The organism is Lacinutrix sp. WUR7, assembly GCF_016864015.1.
Taxonomy (GTDB): domain Bacteria; phylum Bacteroidota; class Bacteroidia; order Flavobacteriales; family Flavobacteriaceae; genus Oceanihabitans.
In genome coordinates, this window is sequence record NZ_CP045067.1 from 2731913 (window position 1) to 2758070 (window position 26158).

Sequence of the window (26158 nt, forward strand, 5' to 3'; positions counted from 1 at the left end):
TATTATGCTTCTTTTTTCATTACTAATCCACCGATTAGAGAATAAATTAAGCCAAAAATAGAGCTAAAGGCTATAAATGCAGCGTTTGCTATTAACGGACTAGAAAATTTTTCCATCATATCCATTTGTTTGTCAACGATCTCTTCGGTTAAATTTGGGTTTTCTAATAGTTTATCTCTAACAGCCTCCATTGCTAAGCCTTGAAATTCTGGATCTATAATGTAGTTGAAAATTAGAGAGTACACAGCAAATACAAGCGCACTAATTACGGCTACTAATAAACCAATTTTTATAGCTTGTCTTAAACTTAAAAGATTAGCATTACTTTTTTTGTATTGACTAATAGCATAAATAATTATTGCTGGAAAAATGATGTAATACAAATACATTGGCCATTGTATGCCTTCCAATTGCATACCAGTTACATACATAATAACTGTTATTAGAACTAGAATTAATCCTAATACTAATCCGTAATTTTTAGCAAAACTGCCAACTGATACATTTTGTGATTCCATAATTATTTTTTGATTTTTTAGTTTATAGAATTGTTAGTAAACAAATATAGCAAAACGTTACATTTTATTCCCACGAAAGTAGGAATCTTAATAAATTAAGTCATAATAATATAAAATCAAGCCGTAATCTGATCTTAATTAATTCCATATTTTAGCATTAATTCATTTTAATTAAATTATTTTTACAAAAAATATTGTGCATTAGTAAAAAATACTTAAATTTGCACCTCAAAATTAGTTAAGAAAATAAAGCATTTAGTGATGAGAAAAGGAATACATCCAGAAAATTATAGATTAGTAGCATTCAAAGATATGTCAAATGATGATGTGTTTTTAACAAAGTCTACTGCAGATTCGTCTGAAACATTAGAAGTTGATGGTGTTGAATATCCATTAATAAAAATGGAGATTTCAAGAACATCTCACCCATTTTACACTGGTAAATCTAAATTAGTAGATACAGCTGGTCGTATTGATAAGTTTAAAACTAAATACGCTAAGTTCAAAAAATAATTTAGCTTATAGATATTTTATTAAAAGCCTTTCAAAATATTGAAAGGCTTTTTTGTTTTTAATATTTAAACTACTTTTGATTTACACTTAAATTCTATACCAATGAATTATATTCTTTTTGATGGGCCTTCACGTAACCAATTACTTCCATTTACATATACACGCCCTGTTGCAGACATTCGTGTTGGTATTTTAACTATTAGAGAAAAATGGGAAAAACATTTAGGATCTACAACCACTACTATCACAGAAGATTATTTATCTGAAAAATATCCAATGGTGGAAATGGAAAAGAATGTAATGATAAATGCATCCTATCTTCCAGATTATGAGTTGGTAGAAATGATTAATTCGTTAGAAGAAAATCAAGCTATTTTTAACGACGATGAAGTTATTGCTTTTTTTACTGTAGAAGCACAAGAAGATATAGACTTAAGTACTTACGAAGCTATTGAGTATAATCAAGAAATTTTAAAAATTGAAAATTCTTGGGATATTTTCTCTAAAAATGGAGAAGCAATTCAAGAAGATTTTGAACTTTTAACAAAAGGAAGACAATCACAGCCAATACCAAGTTCTAATAATATCATTGCAGCAGAAAATATCTTTCTTGAAGAAGGAGCAAAGCTAGAATTTGCAACTTTAAATGCTAGTTCTGGACCAATCTATATTGGCGAAAATGCAGAAGTCATGGAAGGAAGTATCATTCGTGGGCCTTTTGCATTATGTAATAATGCAACAGTAAAAATGGGAGCCAAAATTTATGGCCCAACTACTGTAGGACCGCATAGTAAAGTAGGTGGAGAGGTAAATAATTCGGTATTGTTTGGGTATTCTAACAAAGGGCATGATGGCTTTTTAGGTAATTCTGTTTTAGGAGAATGGTGTAACCTTGGCGCAGACACAAACAACTCTAACCTTAAAAATAACTACGCAGAAGTTAGACTTTGGAGTTATGAAACAGCGGGTTTTGCAAGAACAGGTTTGCAGTTTTGCGGACTAATGATGGGAGATCATAGTAAATGCGGTATTAATACAATGTTTAACACTGGCACAGTTGTTGGAGTTTGTGCAAATATATTTGGAAGCGGTTTTCCAAGAAATTTTGTGCCAAGCTTTTCCTGGGGAGGAAATAGTGGTTTTACAACATACTTAACTAAAAAAGCTTTCGAAGTTGCTAAAGTGGTAATGTCTAGAAGAGATATTGACTTTACAGAAGAAGATGAAGCAATTTTAGAACATGTTTTTAGCGACACTAAAAAATGGCGAAGCAGCTATTAAGTTATTTACTATTGTACTAATATTTTTATGAAGAATATATTTTGGGTTTGTTTTGTAATGCTGTTATGTATTAGTTTTAAAGGGTTTTCACAAATCGATAAAATCAATATTGTTAACTTAAAACTTAACGATGAGAACAATCATTTTGGAGTCTCTTATTTAGAAGATAATAAAATTGTTTTCACATCCAATTTGTTGACTAGAAGAGGAAAGCAAGAATTTCTTAATGGCACACCTTTAGTAGCCTTATATCAAGGAGAAATAGATCAAGAAGGCGAAATTATTGATGTTGCCCCGCTACCAAGTAAGTTAGATGGTGATGCTTTTAATATGTCAGCAGCCGCTTTTTATACAACAGATAAAAAATACATGGTGATTACTACCAATGTTTATAATACTACACGAGATGCTAATTTATCGCAAAAAGCATCCAAATTAAGAATGGAAATTGGGGAATATATAGAAGGTATAGGTTGGACTAACTTTAAAGTGCCTTCTTTTTGTAATCCGAGATCTTCTTACGGACATCCAGCAATTAGTCCAGACGGTAAATATATGTATTTTGTTTCAACAATGCGTGGGACTCTTGGTGGTACAGATATTTTTAGAGTGGCCATTAACGAAAATAATGTTTTTGGAAAGCCAGAAAATTTAGGTCCAAAAGTAAATACTAGAAAAAAAGAACTTTTTCCATTTATAGGTAAAGATAACGCCCTTTATTTTTCATCTAATAGACCAAAAGGAAAAGGACAACTAGACATTTATAAATGTGAAATTCTTGAAGATGGAACTTTTAGTGAAGCGGAATTACTAGACGATCCAATAAATTCTAGGTTTGATGATTATAGCTTTATGCTTAACGATAATTCAGAATCGGGTTACTTTACTTCTGCTAGACCAAAAGGAAAAGGTGGAGACGATTTATACTATTTCTTCACCAATTAGATATTAAATACATTATTTATTTTATTACTTAATAAATAATAATTCTAAATTAATTGATTTTTTTGTTTTTAGGTGGACGTTTATTATTTTTTGGTTTAAGTTGCTAAAAATTAACTTTCATAGCATAAAATAATACCTAGTCGTAACTTATCATGTTTATTTTAAAAAATAAATTTTACTTTTCTATACTCTATTTTTCCATTCTTATAATTGATATAATAGTAAAATTTGGACTAGATGCTATTCCTTTTAGATTTATCACTAAGCCTTTAATAGTTGTTTCTTTAGTCTTATTTTATTGGATGAATAGTAACGAAAAGTCTAAGAGAAATTTTGTTTTCATGGTTTTAGCTTTATTCTTTTTTCTTTTAGGAGATATATTTTTAATATTTAAAGATGTTTCTTTACTTTTTTCCTTAGGGATGTTAGGCTTTATTTTTGGTAAATTGTTTTTTACTTTTAGATTTTCTAATCAAAATGATTTTAAATTAGTTAGATTACTTCCTGTAGTTATTTTTTGCTTTGTTTACATATTTGTAGTTCTAAATATTATATATGACAATCTAGGAGATTATTTTATTCCTGTTCTAGTTTATCTGTTTGTAGCTATGCTTACATTACAGTTTGCTTATTTAAGAAAGTCTGGGGTAGATACTAAAAGTTATTTATCCGTTGGGATTGGAATTTTATTTTCTGTAGTAGCAGATTCTGTTGCCGTTTTAGCGCAGTTTTATGAGAACAATTTTTTTTATGATAAGGTTACCGTTATACTATTCTATGGTATTTCGCAGTATTTAATTGTAATGGGTATCATTGAAGAAAAAGCAAAGATAGATAATAGCTTTTATGAAGATGTTAGTATCGGAATCTGATAAATTATTTTTTGGAAACCTGCTTTAATTCTAATAAATTAATTGGATTTATTCCTAAACCGTTGACATTTTTTCTTGTAAATCGAACAACTTCATCATAAAACATAGGAATAATTGGAGATTCTTGCATTACTAAGGAATCCATTTTTGAATATAATTTTTCCCTTTTTAAAGTATTCGTTTCTATAAAAGCCTTTTCATACCAAAGATCAAACTGTTCATTTTTAAAATGGGTGTAATTCGGTCCGTTTGGCGCAAAATTCTTACTATAAAATAAAGAAAGATAATTTTCAGCATCGGGATAATCTGCAACCCAACTTGCTCTAAACATATCTGTTTTTCCGTTAGCCTTTGCTTCTTTTAAAGCGGAAGCAGGAACGACATCTACTTTAATATTTAGTCCTGTTTTTTTTAATTCTCGTTGTATATATTCGCAAAAACTCAAGTAATTACTAGTGGTAGTAAGTGTGATTTCTGGGGTTTTATTTCCAGTTTCGTTTATATATTTTGCAACTAAACTTTTCGCTTTTTCTGGTTGATAATTATAACCTATAGTTGCATTATAACCAGGAAGTCCTTTAGGAATAAAACCTCCATTTGCAGCAATACCAATCCCATTTCTTAAATAGGTCATCATTTTTTTTCTATCGAAACCAAAGTTTACGGCTTGCCTAAGCAATTTAGATTGTACTACATTAGCTTCCGTATCCATATAAAAACCAAGGTATTCAGTGTTTAAATATGGGCCACGAATCATGTTTACATCAGGAACATACGTATCTCGAAGCGCACCAGTTGCTGTTAAAATTTCATCTTTATAGGAAGCATCTAAACCAGATACAAAATCTAAATTACCTTGTGCAAATTGTAAAAACTCACTTTGCTTATCTGGTAAAAAGGTAATAGCCACAGCTTCTAGATAAGGAAGGGGATTTCCATTTGCATCTTTTTCAAAATAATCGACATTCTTTCTAAAAACGAGTTTGATGTTTTCTTCCCAACGCTTAAATCTAAATGGACCAGTACCAATTGGGTTTGCTCTAAAATCGCTACCATAATGTGTAACAATTTCTTTTGGTACTACAGAGCAATACTTCATGGTTAACAATCCTAAAAAGGCAGGAAAAGGTTGTTTTAATTGTATTTGAAAAACAGAATCATTTATTGCTTTAAAATGTTCCACTTTGTTTAATACCCAACTTCCAGATGAAGCTACTTTTTTATCCTTTAACCGATGGAAGCTATATTCAAAATCACTAGCAATAACATTTCTGGTAGAATCTTTATTAAAAAGAACATGCTTATGAAAATTCACATCATCACGAAGTAAAAAGGAGTAGGTAAGGGCATCGGGAGAAATAGACCAACTTTTGGCAATACAAGGCTGCACGTTTAAGTTTTCATCCATTTGTACCAATCCATTAAATAATTGATGAATTGCCCAAATATCTGCATTGTCTTTAGCAAAGGCTGGATCTAAAGAACCTATATTTTTGTGCTCGTTATAGCGAAACACAGTATTTTTGTTTTCTTTTTTGGTGACACAACCTAAAAACAAGATAAAAACTAGAAAGCGAAATTTCATTTAAAACATTTAAAGTTATATATTGTATACAATAGTATTCATTTAAAATTTAAAATTATGAAAAAAAATTACATGTTATTTTTATTAAGTATATTTTTTGTTTGTGCTATAAATGCCCAAACAACTTTAACACATTCTACAGATCCTACTACTATTGTACCAGGTACCGTTTCCTGTCAAGCAGGAGGAATTACTTCAGATAATATTTATTATAGAAGTTTTGATATAGCGACAATGGGTGTATCTCCATTTAGTGTTCTGGAAGTTTCTTTTGGTGTAGAAAATGCTATTATAGATCCTACAGAACCATTAACCATAGATGTTGTTATTTATTCGGCAACTGTAGATTTGCCAGGAGCTGCTTTAACAGAAATAGCTCGAGTACCTGTGCCTATTGTTGATGCAGATGCAGGAACTATTAAAACAGTCCCAATTGTTGCAACAGTAACTACAAATTATTTAGTTAGTACTATTGAAATACCAGTTAGTGCTACTGCACAATTTAGTCTGGCATCAAATAATTTAGGTCAATCGGCGCCTACCTATATTTCTTCGGCAGGATGTAGTATCAATTCTCCTACCGATATGGCAAATGTGGGGGGGGGGTTTCCAGATGTACATATACTTATGAGTGTTAGAGATTTTGTTACTCTAAGTATTGATGATAATAGTCTAGAAGCAATTTCAGTTTATCCAAATCCAACTAAGGATTTTATTCATATTAATATGGCTAATCCAGAAAGTATTGAAAAAGTAGAGTTGTTTGATATAACAGGAAAAAACGTTTTAAGCTTTACCAATACAACTAAAGTTAATATTTCAAATTTAAGCAATGGTATATATATGCTACATATAAAAACCGATAAAGGAAGTATTAATAAAAAAGTAATCAAGAATTAGATAATTTTTTAAAAGAATAAAAAGAGCGTTTTAACTATTTAAAACGCTCTTTTTATGTAATTTTGCATCGTTTTATTATTCAATTCATGGCACAAAAGAAAGTCGCATTTTATACTTTAGGTTGTAAACTTAATTTTTCGGAAACATCTACTATTGCTAGAAACTTTAAAGATGAAGGTTTTGAACGCGTAGATTTTAAGGAAGAAGCTGATATATATGTTATTAATACATGTTCTGTTACAGAAAATGCGGACAAACGATTTAAAACGATTGTAAAACAAGCGCAAAAGATTAATCCGGATGCCTTTGTTGCTGCAGTAGGTTGTTATGCACAACTTAAACCACAAGAATTAGCAGATGTACATGGTGTGGATTTAGTGCTTGGCGCAACCGAAAAATTTAAAATCACAGATTACATAAACGATCTTTCTAAAAATGATTTTGGGGAAGTGCATTCTTGTGAAATAGAAGAAGCAGACTTTTATGTTGGTAGCTATTCTATTGGAGATAGAACACGTGCTTTTTTAAAAGTACAAGATGGTTGTGATTATAAATGTACTTATTGTACCATTCCTCTTGCTCGAGGGATTTCTAGAAGTGATGAGCTTTTAAACGTACTAAAGAATGCAAAAGAAATTTCTGAAAAAGGAATAAAAGAGATTGTACTTACCGGAGTTAATATTGGTGATTATGGTAAAGGGGAATTTGGTAATAAAAAACACGAGCATACGTTCTATGAACTAGTACAAGCATTAGATGAAGTGGAAGGTATTGAGCGTCTACGAATCTCTTCAATAGAACCAAATTTATTGAAAAATGAAACTATAGATTTTGTTTCTAAAAGCAGAATATTTGTACCCCATTTTCATATTCCTTTGCAAAGCGGAAGTAATGAAATTTTAAAATTAATGCGAAGAAGATACATGAAAGAGTTGTATGTAGATCGCGTTAATAAAATAAAAGAAGTGATGCCTCACGCTTGTATTGGTGTAGATGTTATTGTTGGTTTCCCTGGTGAAACAGATGAAATGTTTTTAGAAACCTATAACTTTTTAAACGGATTAGATATTTCTTATTTACACGTTTTTACGTATTCTGAAAGAGATAATACGGTTGCAGCTACTATGGAAGGTGAGGTACCTAAAAACGTAAGAGCAAAGCGTAGTAAAATGCTTCGAGGTTTGTCGGTAAAGAAACGAAGAGCATATTATGAAAGTCAAATAGGCAGCTCTAGAACCGTTTTGTTTGAAAGTGAGAATAAAGAAGGCTACATACACGGTTTTACCGAAAATTATGTAAAAGTGAAAACACCTTGGAATCCAGAGTTAGTTAATACATTACAGGATGTAACACTTACCAAAATTGATGATGATGGTATAGTAAGATTTGACTTTATAAAAGAATTGGTATAAAAAAAACGAAAGCATTTGCTTCCGTTTTTATATAGTATAACAGTAATTTTAATACTTGTTAAATCCTTAAACCTACAGGTAGCATACTCTTGTATTGCCTGTTTTTTCTAATAAACTTTGCTATTTCCGGACTTGTAGGAACAACGCTTAGGTTTCTTTCTTCAATATTTTTTAGAACAAGTATTATAAATTCATTTTGAAAATCTTCAGAAAATAGGTTTTCAGGAATTATAAGTTTGGTTAAAAATATTTTTCTTTCTTGAAGGGAATATTCAATTTTTACTAATTCATCTTCAATTTTTAATTCATATTGACGTAAGAAGTCATTATCAATTAATTCAGCTGCATCAATCATAATTAATTTGTTTAATTCAATAAAAAATAAGGAGTCAAAACTTTTTTACATAGTTTTGTGATGTAAATTTACGAAAATTAATCGGTTATTTATAGTTATTAAGAACATAAAAACTAATGAATCAAGAACTTATACATGTATATTTAATGCCTGGAATGGCTGCTAATCCCACTATTTTTGAGCATATAAAATTACCAGAAAATCAGTTTCAAATACACTGGTTAGAATGGATGATTCCTCATAAAAACGAATCTTTAAGCGATTATGCAAAACGTATGACGCTGCATATTAAACATGAAAATATTGTATTACTAGGGGTTTCTTTTGGAGGTATCCTAGTGCAAGAAATGAGTAAACATATTAAGCTACGTAAGTTAATTATTGTATCTTCTGTGAAAACCATGCACGAGTTGCCAAAACGTATGAAAATTGCAAAACATACAAAAGCCTATAAAGTTGTACCAACTAGTTTAGCTGGTAATATAGATGCAATAGCAAAATATACCTTTGGTAAAAGTGTTGCTAAAAGAGTAGAGCTTTATAAAAAATACATGTCGGTTACCAGTAAAGAATACTTAGATTGGGCAATTGAGCAAGTTGTATGTTGGCATCAAGATAAACCAATACCTGGAATTATTCATATTCATGGAGATAAGGACATGGTTTTTCCTTATAAACATATTACCGATTGTATCACAGTAAAAGGAGGAACACATATTATGATTATTAATAAATACAAGTGGTTCAATGAAAATTTACCAAAATTGATATTACAGTAATTTCTGGCGTAAAATTTGCTATATATTTTTTAACTTTATAAAAAAATCAAATACTATGAAAAGGATTAAAAATGCACTTGCACTATTTGGATTATTAGGCTTATGTACTATGTTTGTTTTTGCATTGCAAGATGCACCAACAGACGAAAATTTTGAAAAGAAAATAATCAACGATTATAACGTTTACGCTTTACAAGTTCCTAGTTATTTAGATTTTGCTGGAGAACAAGTGCCTTTGCATAATCCAGATATTCTAGAACGTATGGATAGAGAATTGTTAGTAAATACCTACTGGCAATCTAATGGGTTCTTAATGTTTAAACGTGCACGAAAATACTTTCCTATTATAGAACCTATTCTTGCAAAACATGGTATTCCAGACGATTTTAAATATTTAGCAGTTATTGAAAGCGGACTAACAAACGCGAGATCACATGCAGGAGCAAGTGGTGTTTGGCAAATTATGAAAGGTACCGGAAGAGAATATGGACTAGAAGTAAATGATAATGTAGATGAACGTTATAATATAGAATTAGCAACAGAGGTTGCATGTGAATACTTAAAAAAATCTAAAGAAAAATTAGGCTCTTGGACGCTTGCAGCTTCTGGGTATAATGCCGGAATGGCGGGAATGGCTAGAAGATTAAAAGAACAAGATGTTTCTAGTTATTACGATTTACTTTTAGGAGAAGAAACAGGACGTTATGTTTTTAGAATCATTGCGCTTAAAGAAATTTTAAGCCACCCAGATAAGTATGGCTTTAATTTTAGAGATAAAGATCTATATGGATATATACCAACTTATAAAGTGGAAGTGGATACCGTAGTTGCAGATTTTGCTAGTTTTGCTAAAGGATTTGGTATTAACTATAAAATACTTAAACTACACAATCCTTGGTTACGAGAACCTAAACTAAACAATGCATCTAGAAAAAAATATTTGATCGATATACCTCGAGAAGGATACTATAATACAAATCCTTAAAATAAGTGTTTGTTAAAAAAAGGATAGCTTTAAACTTAAAGCTATCCTTTTTTTTTTTGTTTTAAATGGAAGTAATCTTCAAGTACTATATTGTTTGTTAAAATTATCTAATTTAAGATGTTGCCAAGACTTTATTCTTATATATTTGCCGACTTAAAATAATTATCAAGAATCTCGAAAGGAGATAGCAACCTGCAATAACAAGCAAGGTGCTAAAGCGATAAGCCAATATTTTGGAAAAAATGTTAATTCAATTTCTTTTCTATTTGCTTTTTGTCTTCTTTCTATTAAAAAGAAAAAATGGCAAAATTGAATCCTATTACACCAAGTTTTACAGCACTAATTCCATTATTTGTATTTGTATTTACTTTTTTAGGTGTTGGTTTATATCAAAACGATTTTTATGCACTACCAGCTCCTATAGCAGTTATCTTAGGTATTATAGTTGCTTTTGTAATGTTTAAGCAATCGGTGAACTCTAAAATTCAAACGCTTTTAAAAGGTTGTGGAGATGATAAAATACTAACCATGTGTTTAATCTATTTATTAGCTGGAGCTTTTGCTGCTATTACTAAGGCCACAGGAAGTGTCGATGCTATTGTAAATCTAGGCTTGGACTTTATTGCCATTGAATATATTTATTTTGGTGTGTTTATTATTGCAGCCTTTCTATCTGTTTCTACAGGAACTTCGGTTGGTGCCATTGTTACCTTAGCACCAATTATTATGGGGATTGCAGATCAAGGAGGAACATCTCTCGCTGTGCTTTGTGGTGCATTGCTAGGAGGTTCTATGTTTGGAGATAATCTATCTGTTATATCCGATACTACTATTGCTGCTACGCAATCTCTAGATTGTAAGATGAGTGATAAGTTTAAAGAAAATATAAAAATAGCACTTCCTGCTGCAATTATTACTTCCGTAATCTTAATGGTTCAAGGTTTTGATTTGGAAACGAATACCGCTGAAAATGTAATCTACACTTATAATATTATAAAAATACTACCTTATATCTTAGTTATTTTACTTTCCGTTTTTGGAGTAAATGTATTTGTAACACTCCTTTTAGGAATTATTTCAGCAGGTATCTTAGGACTGTTTTACGGCGATTTTACACTGATAGAATCCACAAAAATTGCATATTCTGGCTTTACAAGTATGACCGAAATATTTTTACTGTCATTATTAACTGGAGGATTGGCAGCTTTAGTAGAAAAAAATGGAGGAATAGATTATGTCTTAAATAAAATTAAAACCTTAATTAAAAGTAAAAAGTCCGCGCAGTTTGGTATTGCAGGTTTGGTAAGTACTATTAATGTAGCAATTGCTAATAATACAGTTTCTATTATAATAGCGGGATCTATAGCCAAAACGATTAATGATGAATATGCTTTAGATAATAAAAAGACAGCTTCTATTTTAGATATTTTTGCTTGTATTACGCAAGGGCTATTGCCTTATGGCGCACAAGTATTAATGATCTTAAGCTTTTCGCAAAGCAAAATAAACTATATAGACTTGGTACAAAACACATGGTACTTACTATTATTATTAGTAAGTACCATTTTGTTTATTGTTTTTAGGACGAATAAAAAACAGGTAATTCAGTAAGAATTATCTGCTTTTTCTTTTTTGTGAACGCATAGAACCACCTTGACCATAATGTTGATTAGGCGCTTGTGCACGCTTCATATTATCTTTCATCATTTTGATCTGTTCTTTCAACATATCTCGTTTGTCCAATTTTTCAGCTTCCTTTAAAAGAATTTGTGCTTCTTGCTTTCTTCTTTTAGTGAAAGCAATACCAGCTAAATTTAATTTTGCCATAGCTAAATCATGATCCATAGATAAACCAAGAGTAATTGCTTTTTTAAAGCGCTTTTCAGCTTCGTTCATATCTGTTTGGCTAACCATTATACCTTTAAGGTAATTGAAATAACCTTGCTGTTTTGTTACTAAAGCAGCTTCCGGATTTTTGATTTTATCTAACCATTTATTGGCTCCTTCGAAATCTTGCTTACGTAATTTTAAAAAAGCTAATAAAATAAATTCATTTTTAAAGTATAAGAAAATAAATATTAATGATAATAAAATAAGCATAATACCATTACCAATATAACCTTCAATAAACTGCCAAACAGCTGTTCCTACTATGGCTGCCGCAATAATTAACTTAAAATTTTTGTTGTACATTTTTTACTAAAATTTATGGAATACAAAGAAACTAAATTTTTATGAAAAACACTGCTTTATAAATTTCAAAAAAATATTTAAATTTAGGTTTGTTAAATAAAAAAGGCTTTGTATATTTGCGCGCACATTTGAGGAAACTCAACCCTGAGAAAATATATAATTAAGAAGATTTAAAAAAATAAGACAATGCCAAAAAGAACGTTCCAACCATCAAAGAGAAAGAGAAGAAACAAACACGGTTTCAGAGAAAGAATGGCATCTGCTAATGGAAGAAAAGTACTTGCACGTAGAAGAGCTAAAGGAAGAAAGAAATTGTCTGTATCAACTGAAACAAGACATAAAAAATAATGATTAACAATTGTTAATATATAAAAGGCGTTACTTAGGTGTAACGCCTTTTTTTATATCTAATAAATATTATTTTTGCAACACACTATAATTAAATAAAATGCCAAAAAACACGCAACTAAAATCGATTTTAATTATTGGTTCTGGACCAATTGTTATAGGGCAAGCCTGTGAGTTTGATTATTCAGGAACTCAAGCCTTACGCTCCTTAAGAGAAGACGGTATAGAAACCGTTTTAATTAATTCTAATCCTGCAACTATCATGACAGATCCTTCTATGGCAGATCATGTATACTTGTTGCCTTTAACTACCAAGTCTTTAATTCAAATATTAAAAGAACATCCAGAAATTGATGCTGTTTTACCTACAATGGGAGGACAGACCGCTTTAAATTTGTGTATTGAAGCAGATGAAAAAGGTATTTGGAAAGATTTTGGAGTCGAAATTATTGGTGTAGATATTGACGCTATTAATATTACCGAAGATAGAGAGAAGTTTAGAGAGCTTATGCTTAAAATTGGTGTGCCAATGGCGCCTCAAGCTACTGCAACTTCTTACTTAAAAGGAAAAGAAATCGCACAAGAGTTTGGTTTTCCTTTAATTATTAGAGCTTCGTTCACTTTAGGTGGTGCTGGTGCTTCTTTTGTTCATAAAGAAGAAGACTTTGATGAATTGTTAACTCGCGGACTAGAGATTTCTCCAATCCATGAGGTAATGATCGATAAAGCATTAATAGGTTGGAAAGAATACGAATTAGAACTTTTACGTGATGCTAATGATAATGTAGTAATTATCTGTTCTATTGAAAACATGGACCCTATCGGGATTCATACCGGAGATTCTATAACTGTAGCTCCAGCAATGACATTAAGTGATACGACGTATCAGAGAATGCGTGATATGGCAATTCATATGATGCGCAGTATTGGTGATTTTGCTGGTGGATGTAATGTGCAGTTTGCAGTAAGTCCGGATGAAAACGAAGATATAATCGCTATTGAGATTAATCCTCGTGTTTCGCGTTCTTCCGCATTAGCGAGTAAAGCTACAGGATATCCTATTGCAAAAATTGCTGCAAAATTAGCTATTGGTTATCACTTAGATGAATTACAAAACCAAATTACAAAATCTACTTCGGCTTTATTTGAGCCTACTTTAGATTATGTAATTGTGAAAATACCGCGTTGGAACTTCGATAAATTTGAAGGAAGTGATAGAACACTCGGACTACAAATGAAGTCTGTAGGTGAAGTCATGGGAATTGGTCGTTCGTTTCAAGAAGCATTACATAAAGCAACACAGTCTTTAGAAATTAAACGTAACGGATTAGGTGCAGATGGAAAAGGATATAAAGATTACGATCAAATTTTAAGCAAGCTGAAACATGCAAGTTGGGATCGTGTTTTTGTTATTTACGATGCTATTCAAATGGGAATTCCGTTAAGCAGAATTCATGAGATTACTAAAATCGACATGTGGTTCTTAAAGCAGTATGAAGAATTATACATGCTGGAAAAAGAGATTTCCACTTTTAAAGTAGAAACCATTCAAAAAGATTTGTTACTAGAAGCTAAACAAAAAGGATATGGTGACAGACAAATAGCACACATGCTTGGTTGTTTAGAAAGTCAGGTATACAATAAACGTGAAGAATTAGGTGTAAATAGAGTGTATAAATTAGTAGACACTTGTGCTGCAGAATTTAAAGCAAAGACTCCTTATTATTACTCTACGTTTGAAAATGATGTAGAAACTGCAGACGGAAAACGTTACGCAGATAATGAAAGTGTGGTTTCCGATAAAAAGAAAATTATAGTTCTTGGTTCTGGTCCAAATAGAATTGGTCAAGGTATCGAGTTCGATTATTGTTGTGTTCATGGTGTTTTAGCTGCCGCGGAATGTGGTTATGAAACCATCATGATTAACTGTAATCCAGAAACGGTTTCTACCGATTTTGATACTGCAGATAAATTATACTTCGAACCTGTTTTTTGGGAACATATTTATGATATCATCAAACACGAAAAACCAGAAGGTGTTATCGTGCAACTTGGTGGACAAACGGCTTTAAAGCTTGCTGAAAAATTAGATAGATACGGAATCAAAATTCTTGGTACTACCTATCAAGCTTTAGATTTAGCAGAAGATAGAGGTTTATTTTCTAACATGCTGAAAGAAAATAATATTCCATATCCAGAATTTGATATTGCTACAACAGCAGATGAAGCAGCTGCAATTGCAGATGTTTTAGACTTCCCAATATTGGTAAGACCTTCTTATGTACTTGGTGGACAAGGAATGAAGATTGTAATTAATAAGCAAGAACTGGAAAAACATGTTGTTGATTTATTAAGAAGAATGCCAGGAAATCAATTGCTTTTAGATCATTATTTAGATGGCGCAATAGAAGCAGAAGCAGATGCTATTTGTGATGGTGAAAACGTGTACATTATTGGTATAATGGAACATATTGAACCTTGCGGAATCCACTCTGGAGATAGTAATGCTACATTACCTCCTTTTAATTTAGGGGAGTTTGTAATGCAACAAATAAAAGACCACACTAAAAAAATTGCTTTGGCATTAAATACCGTAGGTTTAATAAACATACAGTTTGCTATTAAAGATGATATTGTATACATTATTGAAGCAAATCCTAGAGCTTCACGTACAGTACCATTTATTTCTAAAGCTTATGGGGAGCCTTATGTAAACTATGCTACTAAAGTAATGTTAGGGGAGAAGAAGGTTACCGATTTCGACTTTAAACCACAACTTAAAGGATACGCAATTAAGCAACCAGTATTCTCTTTTAATAAGTTTCATAATGTAAATAAACAACTTGGGCCAGAAATGAAAAGTACAGGAGAAAGTATTTTATTTATCGATAGCTTAAAAGATGATGAGTTTTATAATTTATATTCTAGACGAAAAATGTATTTGAGTAAGTAATATTTTTTGTTTTTATTGTTAAATGAGTTATTTTTAGAGTGTTAAACATTGTTAATCAATATTTTAAACATGAAAAAAAATAACTCATTTTACTTTACTCTATTGTGTATTCCTATTTTTGCAATGCTATTTCTTTCTTATAGTTCTGGTCAAACCGTGTATTATGTTTCGGGTTCTCCATCAGATAATATGGATGCTTTAAATGAGCAAGGTAATGGGCTTATTGGTAATTGTTCTACCTGTCATACCGGTAATGCTGTAATTACAAATAGCTCTACCATTTCTTTGATTGTTCCTTCAGATTATGAATTAGATACTAGGTATTCTATTACAGTATCTTCTAGTTCTAGTGCAGCAAGACAAGGGTTTCAAATGTCTGTGGAAGATACAGCGAATATGAAAGTAGGGGACTTTGAAGGGGATGGATTTAGTACGCAAGCATTTGTTAGTCCTATAGTGAATAGAGGAGAAGCTATAACGAATACTGGTAATGGTTCTTATCAAAATTCTTGGACTTTTGATTGGACTTCTCCCGCAACCAACGTTGGTCCAGTAACATTTTACGTAGCTTTAAATGAATCTAATTTTGATAACAATACAACAGGTGATCAAATTCACTTAAAGCAATCTTCTTCTAATTTATTATCTACAGAGAACGCTGTTTTTAAAGATTTAAAAGTATATCCTAATCCGGGTCAAGATTTTGTAACCATTGGCTTACCTGCAAATATAGAAAACACGATAGTTACTGGTTTCGATTTTCTTGGTAAACAAATATTAGTTCAAGATGTAACAGCTAACAACACTATCGATGTTTCTTCTTGGCAAGCAGGAGTTTATTTAATGCATGTAACAAATGATAAAGGATCTATTACAAAGCGCTTTGTAAAGCAATAGGTTTGCCAAGCTTTCTCTAGATGGAAAGGCTATAAAAAAAACTGTAATTCAAATAATTAGGATATCTCATAAGAAAGTTAGTTTAATGACAGAAACAATAACCCTGTTAGTATAGCAATACCAAAACTAATAAGCGTTCCAATTAATATGTATTCGGTAAGTTTTCGGTGTTTCGATTCTTTTAAATCACCAAATCTAAAAACAGATTTTGCAGTGATTAAAAAACCAACAGCTTCCCAATGTCCAACAACAACAAAAATAAAGACTAAAAGACGTTCTAAGATCCCAATGTATTTTCCTGCATCTTTAAGGGATTCATTATTTTCTGTAAGTTTCGAAATATTCCATTTTGTGAAAATGGTTTTCATGATGATAGAAACCGGTTGCGTTAAAAATGCCAAACAGGTTAATAAAAGTAAATTTTCTTCCGTAAAAAGCGCTTTAAAATCTATTGCTGTATTGGTATATATATAATAGGTTATTAGAATTACTAGTATATGAAGTGCTTGATCTATAAAAAAGAGTAAGCGTTTTGTTTTTTTCTTTTGAATTTGAAGCTTAATAGCATCTATAATAAAGTGTGAAACACCAATTAGCAGTACTACTGGCCAAAGAGAAAGATCCCAAAGGATTACGAGTAATAATATAATATGAATTAATATATGAAAATATAATTTTGGAGATTTTAACTTTTTGCGCTCTTTATCTTTAACCCATTTTTGTGGTTGTAAAAAGAAATCACCAATGATGTGTGCTAATAAAAGTTTAATAAGTAGTATCATATTAAGATGCTTATTTTTTTCTTATACATGTTGTTTAAAGCTAAAATTTCATCCAGATTCGCACGTTTTATACGTTTACTAATAGCATTTTGATTAGTACCTATTAATTTTGCTAAATCTTCTTGTAATGCTTTAGGGTTTTCTAAAGTTAATTTAACAATTTCTGCCGAATTAACTGTCCAATGATCCATACTAATTAATGCTAGTTTGAAATATAGATTCAACTCGTCATTAAGTATTTGTGATTTCGTTTTTATTTTTAGGTTTTGTTTTTCCTTTTTTAAAGTCTCAAAAGTTTCCCCTGAAAATATAAAAGCTTCTCCATTAGATTCTGTAACATCTTTGCCTTGATATGTTTTTTCGCCAATACCAATAGCCAACCTAACATCTAATCCTTTTATCATTTTTATTGCTGCTTTTATATAAATAGCAGCTTCAAAACTTTTGGTGATGTCTTTAATTTCAATTTGAAAACTGTCTCCACGATAAATTTCCCATAGTGTATTGTCTGTTTCTAAATACGATAGAGCAGCTTTTAAATGGCTAAGCCAAATCTCTGGATTTTTTTGTCCGCGGGATTTGATAATATCTCCTGTTATTATGCTTGTCATTCGTTTTGATTTTTATCATATTTTTAAATGATAATTATATTTATCGCTTAATTTAGTGATAAATATAATTATCACTTTATTGCGTGATAATCAAATATATTCCTTTTTTATGGAATAATCAAGTTTATTCCTTTAAAAGGGAATATTTTTATTTATTCCTTAATAGTGGAATAATCATGAATATGTAGTTTGTAGGGAGTATTAATAGGAATAAAACTAACTAGAAAAGTGATCTGGTAAATCAATGCGAACACGATGATCTTTTAATTCATTGAAATAGTTTTCCAAAGAAAAGTCTACATGATTAAACTCTTCTTGTCTTGCTCTGTGGTTTTCGTTACGATTTATTGCTTTTAAAAAACGAACTACTTCTTTTTTATCATTTAATATTAAACCGGGAACAATTACCGATTTGCCTGCATCGTCTTTAGCAACCATTGTAAAATAAGAAGAATTACAATGTTTGGTTTCACCAGTTCTAATATTTTCTGCTTCTACACGAATACCAACAACCATAGAGGTGCTACCAACATAATTAACAGAGGCTTTCATAGTTACAAGATCGCCAATTTCTATCGGACTTAAAAAATCGACCGTATTTACAGAAGCAGTAACACAATAGGTTTCCGAATGTTTGGAACCACAAGCAAAAGCGATTTCATCCATTAAACTTAAAATATAACCACCATGAATTTTTCCACCAAAATTGGAGTGGGATGGTTGCATGAGTAATGATATACTTATACGAGAAGAATCTACAGTTTTAAATTTTAGTTTCATATTAGTATCTATTGTTTCGTGAGGTGTCTTCTTCTACTTTGGTGATAAAATATTTGGTATCTCCCAACCAAAATAAGGTTTTGTAACGTTCAAAATACGTTAGTTTTACAAACTTGCCTTGTAAGCGATTTAAGTCTTTTATGGCTTGTTCTTCTTTGTCTTCTACAGAAAATTTAAACATTTGTGCTTCAGAAACACCTTGGCTAATTTCGCCTTCCCAAGTTTTAAATAGTACTCCTTTGCTTGTAAATTTAACTAATTGTCCAGATCTAACACCTTCACTATAGGTTGCAAAATAGATAAAGCAGAAATATGCAGCTGCTATGAACACTATGGTAATGAATACTTTTATTAAAAATTTTATCATAATATGTATATGCTAATCGTTAGATGCAGCGCGTTTTGTAATGGTTTTAGACTTCGTGTCTTTTTTCTTTAATACCAATTTCAGTTTCCATTCTATAAAAAATACCAATAGCAGATAATAAGATTCCTAATAATAAAGTTATAATAATAATGAACATATCAAAATCTGGTTTGTTTATGATACTATATCCAGAAATTAGTAAAACAAGTGCAAAGCTAACTAAACCAACACCAATAACTAATACTCTATAATAACGAAAGCGTAAAAACCATTTATATATAGTATCTATTTTTTTCTTATTCATTATCTTCTTTAGCGCGTTTTATAATGGGTTCTGGTAATGCTTTTTTTGCTTTGGCTCCTAGTTTCTTTATTTTTTCAACGCTAGTTATAAGATTTCCTTTTCCTTCCACTAATTTATTCATAGCAGCAGAATAGTCTGTTTTTGCAGCATCAATCTTTTTTCCAACTCCGGTTAAATCGGTTACTAAACCATGAAATTTATCATATAAAGCACCAGCTTGCCTAGCAATTTCAATGGCATTTTGTTGTTGTTTTTCATTATTCCACATACTATCTACCGTTCTTAAAGTAGCCAATAGCGTAGAAGGTGTAACAATTACTATATTTTTCTCGAATGCTTTATTATAAATGGAATTGTCGGCATTAATGGCAACCGCAAAAGCAGGTTCAATTGGAATAAATAGCAATACAAAATCCGGACTTTCAATATCGTATAAATCTTCGTATTTCTTTTCAGAAAGCTGATCTACATGTCTTCTAATCGAATTGATATGTGCTTTTAAGTACGTTTCACGCTCATCATCTTCGGCATTTACATAACGCTCATAATCTGTTAAAGACACTTTACTGTCAATAATCATTTTTTTGTTATCTGGTAAATGCAATACAATATCCGGAAGCACTCTTGTACCATCTTCTCTGGTGAAATTTTGCTGTACAAAGTACTCTCTGTCTTTTTCTAATCCCGATTTTTCAAGAACACGTTCTAAGACTAATTCGCCCCAATTTCCTTGCATTTTACTATCTCCTTTTAAGGCTCTAGTAAGGTTTGTAGCTTCTTTAGTCATTTGTTGGTTTAAATCTTTTAAACCTAATAATTGTTCTTTTAAAGCAGAATGCATACTGATGCTTTCCTTTTGGGTATCGTCTACTTTCTTTTCAAAAATTTGAATTTTCTCTTGAAGCGGATGTAATATTTGTTGGATATTTTCTTTATTCTGAAGGGTGAATTTTTCAGATTTAGCATCTAAAATTTTATTTGCAAGATTTTCAAAATCGGTACGAAGTCTTTTTTGTTGTTCTTCAAGTTCTTCGTCTCTTTTTAAATTCAGTTTCTGAAGGTTTTCAAACTCGGTATTCTTTCTTGCTAATTCTTGATTTAAGAAATCTTTTTCACGACGGATGCTTTCACGTTCTGTTTCAATTTTAGAAATAGTTTCTCTAAGTTCATTTAACTGCGCAGTAAACGTGGTGTTTTGTTTTTCGTTTTCGGTATTATGAAACTGTTTAAAATCGGTTAACTGTTGTTGTAAATTATTGTTGCGTTCCTCTAAAGTGCTTTTTTCGCTTTTACTTTTCATTTTAGCGAATAGCATACCAAGATATGCACCAATTGCTGCAGAAATAAGAATAGAAATAATAAGAATAATACTGTCGTTCATTTAAAATAGAAGTTTATCCAAAGATAAATTTTTATTCAGAAATAAAACGAATGAATAAGAAATGATTTAACAGTCGGTTGTTTATAAAATGGATGTAGAAATTTCAATATCAGCATCCTTCCAAGCAGTATCAAATTCCTGCTTTATTTTGTTTGCTTCTTCCTGTTTTCCTTGGGCTTTTAAGCTTTGATATAAACCCATTAATGACCAGCCATTTTGTCTTAAATCTTTTAAATCTTCTTTAAAAACCTGTTCTGCTTCTTTATATTTTTTCGCATGAAGTAAAACAGCTCCTAAATTTTGTCTTGGTGGAATATACCATGCAGAAGGTTCATTATAAATTAAATGATCTTCCATTTCTACAGCGCTTTCCAAATGTGTAATAGCAGAATCATAGTTTCCTTTTAAGGCTTCTAATTCGCCAGCAACGACTTGAAATGCTAGTTTAGAAATAGTAGTGCCATTATCAAAACCTGTAGCAACTATGGTTTCCATTTCTGGATCTTTAACATAACTAGCTATAGCGTCTAGTTCTTCTTGCGCCTCTTTAATATTGTTTTTTCTAATAAAGGCTATCCCACGCGCATAATGCCAAATCATTTTTAAATGTTTGATGTCATCATTTGGTTTCGGAATGGTTAAAATGTCATTCCATTTTCCAAATCGTGTATAGGCAAGTAGTGGAGTAGCAGCAAAATTTTGTAAAAAATGAAGTTCTTTTAATTCTCCTGTCGGAACTTTTTCTGCTGTTTTTTTAGCGGCATCTATAGCAATTTTACTATTTCCTAAAAGGGTTGCTGCAGACCATAAAAAGTGAATGTTATGCGGATAATATCCTAAAGGATACATGCCTTGAGATAAACATTGTGAAATATAATCTTCATCTGCTAAAATGGCTTTTTGATTAGATTCTACAGCATCTTTATATCTACCAACTCGTATATAAATATGGGATGGCATATGTACAATATGTCCGGCAGCAGGCATTAATGATGCTAGTTTTTCTGCACTTGGAATTGCTAAATCTGGTTTTGGTAGTTCTACCATATGAATATAATAATGGTGTGCGCCAGGATTATTAGCATCTAAAGCCATCGCTTTTTCTAATGCTGCTTTTGCTTTATCAATATTTGGGGAAGGATTACCATCTTTATCCCAATAATTCCATGGAACCGTATTCATAACAGAAGCAGCAAATAAAGTGTTGATATTCGTATCTTCTGGATATTTTTCTACAAGTTTAGTCATTGCTTGCATGTAGGCGACATTTAATTCTGGAGTATCCGCGGTCAGATCTTTAGAATATCGATGGGTTAAAGCTTCAATGATAGCTTGCTCTTTTTTAGTTGCGTTGGTTGCTAACTGTTTCGCTTTGTCTATGGCTTCGTTGTATTTGTTTTTACGGTCATCGTCTGGTAAAGGATCATTAATATTTGGACCAAGAGCGTAAGCTTGTCCCCAAAAAGCCATCGCTAAATTTGTATCTAATCTAGAAGCTTCCATAAAAGAACGATGCGCTTCTGCATGATTAAATGCGTAGGTAAGTCGTAAGCCTTGGTTGAAAAATTGTTGTGCTAATTCGTTTTTTGTACTGACCTTGTATGCGTGATTTCCAAGATTTTCAAATAGCGGAGAAATTTGTTTGGTGGTATCTACATCTTCCAATAAAAACGTTGCAGGTGTGCATTTAATTACATTCATGCCGTATTTTTTAGAATAGTCGATTTCTTCTTCTTTATTTAAAAGGAATAAAGACATTAAAGTCACTGTAAGAAGTGAAAATAGGAATAGATTTAATTTCGTTTTCATGGTTTCTATAATTTAGAATGCCATAAAAATAAATATGATTAATTTTAATAAATAGATTTAAGTCACTGAAAATGAGCGATATAAATATAGTAAATTTATTTGATACTTCTAAGGGATTTACTTTTTTACTCGAAAACTCCCCGTATTTGCATCGAAAGTAATTAAGTCTTCTGGGAATAATGTTTTAAAAGTTCCTTGCTGAATTAAATGACAAGGCGAATCTGAAGTTACTTCGGTTTTAGTCATTACAATCATGGTATCACAAAGTTGAATAGCAAGATCTATTTCGTGCGAAGAAAATAAAATAGTTTTCCCTGTTTCTTTCACCAATTTCTGAAGCAGTTTTAAAATGTACACTTTGTGATACATATCTAAATGTGTCGTTGGTTCATCTAGAATAATCAAGTCGGTATCTTGAGCTAGTGCACGAGCAATCATTACTTTTTGCAATTGACCATCACTAAGTTCAAAACATTTTTTGTGTTTTAAATCGTCAATGTTTGTTTGTTGAATGGCAGTGTTTATTATTGAAATATCTTTTTCAGATAAATTACCAACCCAATTGGTATATGGTTGTCTTCCTAACGCGATCAATTCTAAAACCGATAAATTTTTAGAAGCAATAGTTTCGGTTAAAACCAAACTCATGGTTTTTGCTAAGTCTATATTAGCGTAGGTTTCTAGAGGTTTATGGTTTAAATGAATTGCTCCAGATAATTTAGGTTGTACTTGGGTTAATGTTCGTAATAAAGTGGATTTACCAATACCATTTCCTCCAACTAAGCCAATAAGTTCTCCTTTTTTTAAGTCGATATTTATGTTAGTAGCGATTGTAGTTTCTTCTTTTTTGGTTTTGTAACCAATAGAAAGATTTTCTGTTTTAAGGATGATATGTTGGTTGGTTTCTACTTTCACTTTATTTTTTTAGTTTGCTTTACAGACGTAAATTTAAACATGTTTTTTTAAAAATCGCTTTGCTCTTTTTTGGGCAAACCTTCCGATTCCGTAAAACGGAATCACCTTCCTTTAACTAAAGGAAGGAGCTAAAATTGAATTTCATGGTTTTCATTCACCTCTTCTCTTTTTTCCTCCATATTATTTTATTCTCCTGTGCTGGTTTCAGAATCCAATTACTAAATTTTAAAAAAACACTCAAATATAAATTTAGGGTTTTGGAATTTTGTTTTTGTTATTTGGAATTTATATTCACATCTAAAATACCATCTTTCTTTTTCTAACCAGTAGCCAAATTACAACAGGAGCACCAATTAAACTTGTAATAGCGTTAATAGGTAAAGTATAATCGCTTGCTGGTAATTGTGCAATACTGTCGCAAATAAGCATCACTATGGCACCAAATAAAAAGACTGCTGGTAATAATATTTTATGATTTGCAGTATTAAAAATTTGTCTCGTTAAATGCGGAACAGCCAATCCAATAAAAGCAATTGGTCCTGCAAAAGCGGTTATGGTTCCTGCCAAAAGACTGGTTGCAATAATGATTAATAATCGGCTTTGTTTAATATTCAATCCTAAACTCTTCGCATAATTTTCACCAAGTAATAAGGTGTTTAATCCTTTTATAGAAAGGATACTTAAAAGTATTCCGAAGCAATAAATAATAAAGAAAATGGCAAGTTCATTCCACGAAAGGTTTCCTAAGCTACCAAATCCCCAAAAGATATATTGTTGTAATTGTTCGGCAGAACTAAAATAGGAGAGTACACTTACTACTGCAGACGTGATACTTCCAAACATGAGTCCGATAATAAGAATAGCCATCGTGTCTTTCACTTTTGACGAAACGATTAATACAGCTAATAAAACAAGAAAACTTCCTAAACTAGCTGCGATAACTATGGTCCATTTGGAAATTAGTAAACTTGCAAAAAAGCCTCCAAAAACGCCAGCACCAAGAATTACTAAAGCAACACCTAAACTTGCTCCAGAAGTAATACCAAGTACAAAAGGTCCTGCTAACGGATTTCTAAAAAGCGTTTGCATCAATAGACCCGAAATTCCCAATCCAGAACCAACCAAAATGGCGGTAAAGGCTTTTGGTAATCTGTAATTCTGAATGATATATTGCCAAGATTCGTTTTTAGCAGAATTTATTAAACTATTAAAAATTTCATCCAAAGGAATAGATACAGAACCTAGGCTAATGTTAGCAAAAAAGCATGCAATAAGTACTAGTATTAATACTAGGTAAGAATTTCTATATGTAGCTGTTTCCGACAATTATTTTAAAGGTTTAAAAAAGTAAGGGGTATATTCTGGTAGTAATTCTGGATGACAGATTTTAATAATATCTTTTAAAATGATATCTGGTCTCGCTGTACCAAGTTCGTAATATAAAACACCACCAGTTTTTCCTGTTGTTGTCGAAAATGTATAGATTTTTTTGTTTTTAAAAGCATCAAATTTTGTGTAATGTGCATTTGCTTTTTCTAGCGCTTCCATACTTGTGTAATACGAAGGACTTAACCATAAATCTGCATGCGCTGCTTTTTCAAAAACGGATTCAAAGTTTAGTGCTAAACTTCCGCTTCCTGTAGTTTCACTATATAAATAGTTTACGTTAGCGTCTTTTAAAATTTGTGCTTCTGCACTTGTGCCATTTGGTAAATACCAAGTGTCTTTATGCATTGCTCCACTTAATACCGTTGGTTGATTTTCTACTTTTGCCGCAATATCTTTTGCTTCCTGGTAATTTTTTTCAATAGAATCAAAAATAGTATTTGCTACTTTTTCTTTGTTATAAAGAACACCAAAGAATTTAATCCATTCGGCTTTTGCTAAAGCAGATTTTTCTACCCAATCGCCATTATAAATTACAGGGATTCCAGATTTTTTAATTGTTTCAAAGGTTTTGTTATTTCCGTCAATACCATAACCAATAACTACATCTGGTTGTAATTCTAATAAAACTTCGGTGTTTATACCTTCGTTTTTTCCTAATTCTCTAATGCTTTCCGTATCAATTCTAGTTCTTGTTTTTAAGGAAGAGACATAATCTGTTCCAGGAAAACCAACCAGCGTTTCTTCTACTTCTAAAAGCTCTAAAGCAGGAATATGCGTGGTAGATGTAACTACTATTTTTTCAATAGGAATTGTTATTATGCCATCAAATTCGTCTTTGTTTAACGTTATTTTAGATAACATGTTTTTTTGCACTAGGGCATATTTATATGTTTTTTCCGCTTTAGGCCAAGGATTATTTATGGTTAGGACTTTAAAGTTTTCATTATGTGTAATAGCAAAACCTTCGGCATATTTAAATGTTGTTTTCGCAAAATCTTGTTTGTTTTCCGGAATTGGTTTTACTTCCTTTTTACAGGAGGTTAAAGACAATAAAAGACAAAATAGGAGTGCTGTGAAAGTTTTGTTTTGTAACATTAGTGACATTTAAACAGATTAAATTCGTGTAAATTTATATAAAATTATAGTCATGAGAGACGGTTCAAATGTAACAATATATATAGTAGGTGGAATAATAATAGCACATTTTTTAATCGGTTTTATTTTTCTTATTTATAAAATGAACAAGAAAAAGTAGCTATAAATTAGCTTGCATTTAAAAAAGAA

At 31.2% G+C, this 26158-nt stretch carries 26 protein-coding genes and 1 riboswitch; of the genes, 12 read left to right on the forward strand and 14 right to left on the reverse strand.

What is annotated here, in order from left to right; all coding sequences use genetic code 11:
* Positions 1 to 2: 2 nt before the first annotated feature.
* Positions 3 to 518: a DUF4199 domain-containing protein gene (locus FG167_RS11950; RefSeq protein WP_203458481.1), complete on the reverse strand. Its 516-nt coding sequence runs from the start codon at positions 516 to 518 to the stop codon at positions 3 to 5.
* A 261-nt stretch (positions 519 to 779) separates the two neighbouring features.
* Here FG167_RS11950 and FG167_RS11955 point away from each other — a divergent pair, with 261 nt between their 5' ends.
* From FG167_RS11955 to FG167_RS11970, 4 genes are all read left to right on the forward strand, one after another.
* On the forward strand, positions 780 to 1031 hold the full coding sequence (locus FG167_RS11955) for a type B 50S ribosomal protein L31 (RefSeq protein ID WP_203458482.1): 252 nt from the start codon (positions 780 to 782) through the stop codon (positions 1029 to 1031).
* A 102-nt stretch (positions 1032 to 1133) separates the two neighbouring features.
* The gene (locus FG167_RS11960) at positions 1134 to 2312 is read left to right on the forward strand and encodes a GlmU family protein (protein ID WP_203458483.1); all 1179 of its coding nucleotides are present in this window, start codon (positions 1134 to 1136) and stop codon (positions 2310 to 2312) included.
* A 27-nt stretch (positions 2313 to 2339) separates the two neighbouring features.
* Positions 2340 to 3257, forward strand: coding sequence for a PD40 domain-containing protein (locus tag FG167_RS11965; RefSeq protein ID WP_203458484.1), 918 nt, complete (start codon positions 2340 to 2342; stop codon positions 3255 to 3257).
* Between the two features lie 152 nt (positions 3258 to 3409).
* Positions 3410 to 4129 (forward strand): lysoplasmalogenase, encoded by a 720-nt coding sequence (locus FG167_RS11970; protein WP_203458485.1) that lies wholly within the window; start codon positions 3410 to 3412, stop codon positions 4127 to 4129.
* 4 nt (positions 4130 to 4133) lie between these two features.
* On the opposite strand, the gene FG167_RS11975 is transcribed toward FG167_RS11970, so the two are convergent.
* The gene (locus FG167_RS11975; protein WP_203458486.1) at positions 4134 to 5714 is read right to left on the reverse strand and encodes an ABC transporter substrate-binding protein; all 1581 of its coding nucleotides are present in this window, start codon (positions 5712 to 5714) and stop codon (positions 4134 to 4136) included.
* Positions 5715 to 5771: 57 nt separating this feature from the next.
* On the opposite strand from FG167_RS11975, the gene FG167_RS11980 reads away from it, so the two are divergent.
* Together FG167_RS11980 and mtaB are read left to right on the forward strand one after the other, a co-directional pair.
* Positions 5772 to 6614: a T9SS type A sorting domain-containing protein gene (locus FG167_RS11980; RefSeq protein WP_203458487.1), complete on the forward strand. Its 843-nt coding sequence runs from the start codon at positions 5772 to 5774 to the stop codon at positions 6612 to 6614.
* An 86-nt stretch (positions 6615 to 6700) separates the two neighbouring features.
* Positions 6701 to 8026 carry a tRNA (N(6)-L-threonylcarbamoyladenosine(37)-C(2))-methylthiotransferase MtaB gene (gene mtaB, locus FG167_RS11985; RefSeq protein WP_203458488.1) on the forward strand — a complete coding sequence of 442 codons (1326 nt, stop codon included), beginning with the start codon at positions 6701 to 6703 and terminating at the stop codon, positions 8024 to 8026.
* Between the two features lie 58 nt (positions 8027 to 8084).
* Here mtaB and FG167_RS11990 read toward each other — a convergent pair whose 3' ends face one another.
* Positions 8085 to 8381 carry an N-acetyltransferase gene (locus tag FG167_RS11990; RefSeq protein WP_203458489.1) on the reverse strand — a complete coding sequence of 99 codons (297 nt, stop codon included), beginning with the start codon at positions 8379 to 8381 and terminating at the stop codon, positions 8085 to 8087.
* A 116-nt stretch (positions 8382 to 8497) separates the two neighbouring features.
* Between FG167_RS11990 and FG167_RS11995 the strand changes: the two genes are divergently transcribed.
* The 3 genes from FG167_RS11995 to FG167_RS12005 all read left to right on the forward strand — a co-directional run bounded on the left by FG167_RS11995 (position 8498) and on the right by FG167_RS12005 (position 11756).
* Entirely contained in the window at positions 8498 to 9160 is a 663-nt protein-coding gene (locus tag FG167_RS11995; protein WP_203458490.1) for an alpha/beta hydrolase, read from the forward strand.
* Between the two features lie 55 nt (positions 9161 to 9215).
* Positions 9216 to 10145 carry a lytic transglycosylase domain-containing protein gene (locus FG167_RS12000; protein ID WP_203458491.1) on the forward strand — a complete coding sequence of 310 codons (930 nt, stop codon included), beginning with the start codon at positions 9216 to 9218 and terminating at the stop codon, positions 10143 to 10145.
* A gap of 157 nt (positions 10146 to 10302) precedes the next feature.
* Positions 10303 to 10398: riboswitch (SAM-I-IV-variant riboswitch) on the forward strand.
* 47 nt (positions 10399 to 10445) lie between these two features.
* Complete coding sequence (locus FG167_RS12005) at positions 10446 to 11756, forward strand: Na+/H+ antiporter NhaC family protein (protein ID WP_203458492.1); 1311 nt, start codon at positions 10446 to 10448, stop codon at positions 11754 to 11756.
* Between the two features lie 3 nt (positions 11757 to 11759).
* Here FG167_RS12005 and FG167_RS12010 read toward each other — a convergent pair whose 3' ends face one another.
* Positions 11760 to 12338, reverse strand: coding sequence for a DUF2892 domain-containing protein (locus FG167_RS12010; protein WP_203458493.1), 579 nt, complete (start codon positions 12336 to 12338; stop codon positions 11760 to 11762).
* Between the two features lie 186 nt (positions 12339 to 12524).
* Between FG167_RS12010 and rpmH the strand changes: the two genes are divergently transcribed.
* From rpmH to FG167_RS12025, 3 genes are all read left to right on the forward strand, one after another.
* Positions 12525 to 12686 carry a 50S ribosomal protein L34 gene (rpmH, locus tag FG167_RS12015; protein WP_034059443.1) on the forward strand — a complete coding sequence of 54 codons (162 nt, stop codon included), beginning with the start codon at positions 12525 to 12527 and terminating at the stop codon, positions 12684 to 12686.
* Positions 12687 to 12786: 100 nt separating this feature from the next.
* Positions 12787 to 15639 (forward strand): carbamoyl-phosphate synthase large subunit, encoded by a 2853-nt coding sequence (gene carB / locus FG167_RS12020; RefSeq protein ID WP_203458494.1) that lies wholly within the window; start codon positions 12787 to 12789, stop codon positions 15637 to 15639.
* Positions 15640 to 15708: 69 nt separating this feature from the next.
* Positions 15709 to 16536: a choice-of-anchor V domain-containing protein gene (locus FG167_RS12025; RefSeq protein WP_203458495.1), complete on the forward strand. Its 828-nt coding sequence runs from the start codon at positions 15709 to 15711 to the stop codon at positions 16534 to 16536.
* A gap of 77 nt (positions 16537 to 16613) precedes the next feature.
* Here the strand turns inward: FG167_RS12025 and FG167_RS12030 are convergent, their stop codons facing one another.
* From FG167_RS12030 to FG167_RS12075, 10 genes are all read right to left on the reverse strand, one after another.
* On the reverse strand, positions 16614 to 17318 hold the full coding sequence (locus FG167_RS12030) for a DUF3307 domain-containing protein (protein WP_203458496.1): 705 nt from the start codon (positions 17316 to 17318) through the stop codon (positions 16614 to 16616).
* Positions 17315 to 17929 carry a transcriptional regulator gene (locus FG167_RS12035; protein WP_203458497.1) on the reverse strand — a complete coding sequence of 205 codons (615 nt, stop codon included), beginning with the start codon at positions 17927 to 17929 and terminating at the stop codon, positions 17315 to 17317. The genes FG167_RS12030 and FG167_RS12035 overlap by 4 nt, the downstream gene beginning before the upstream one ends.
* A gap of 216 nt (positions 17930 to 18145) precedes the next feature.
* Positions 18146 to 18709: an acyl-CoA thioesterase gene (locus tag FG167_RS12040; RefSeq protein WP_203458498.1), complete on the reverse strand. Its 564-nt coding sequence runs from the start codon at positions 18707 to 18709 to the stop codon at positions 18146 to 18148.
* Position 18710: 1 nt separating this feature from the next.
* Positions 18711 to 19076, reverse strand: a complete 366-nt coding sequence (locus FG167_RS12045; RefSeq protein ID WP_203458499.1) for a 6-phosphogluconate dehydrogenase — start codon at positions 19074 to 19076, stop codon at positions 18711 to 18713.
* 46 nt (positions 19077 to 19122) lie between these two features.
* Complete coding sequence (locus tag FG167_RS12050; RefSeq protein ID WP_203458500.1) at positions 19123 to 19380, reverse strand: hypothetical protein; 258 nt, start codon at positions 19378 to 19380, stop codon at positions 19123 to 19125.
* Complete coding sequence (gene rmuC / locus FG167_RS12055) at positions 19373 to 20761, reverse strand: DNA recombination protein RmuC (RefSeq protein WP_203458501.1); 1389 nt, start codon at positions 20759 to 20761, stop codon at positions 19373 to 19375. The genes FG167_RS12050 and rmuC overlap by 8 nt, the downstream gene beginning before the upstream one ends.
* 81 nt (positions 20762 to 20842) lie before the next feature.
* Positions 20843 to 22570 carry a M48 family metallopeptidase gene (locus FG167_RS12060; RefSeq protein WP_203458502.1) on the reverse strand — a complete coding sequence of 576 codons (1728 nt, stop codon included), beginning with the start codon at positions 22568 to 22570 and terminating at the stop codon, positions 20843 to 20845.
* A 117-nt stretch (positions 22571 to 22687) separates the two neighbouring features.
* Complete coding sequence (locus FG167_RS12065) at positions 22688 to 23485, reverse strand: ABC transporter ATP-binding protein (protein ID WP_203458503.1); 798 nt, start codon at positions 23483 to 23485, stop codon at positions 22688 to 22690.
* Between the two features lie 297 nt (positions 23486 to 23782).
* On the reverse strand, positions 23783 to 24811 hold the full coding sequence (locus FG167_RS12070; protein ID WP_055442333.1) for an iron ABC transporter permease: 1029 nt from the start codon (positions 24809 to 24811) through the stop codon (positions 23783 to 23785).
* Positions 24812 to 25969, reverse strand: a complete 1158-nt coding sequence (locus FG167_RS12075) for an ABC transporter substrate-binding protein (RefSeq protein ID WP_239004382.1) — start codon at positions 25967 to 25969, stop codon at positions 24812 to 24814. It abuts the gene before it with no gap.
* Positions 25970 to 26158 lie beyond the last annotated feature (189 nt).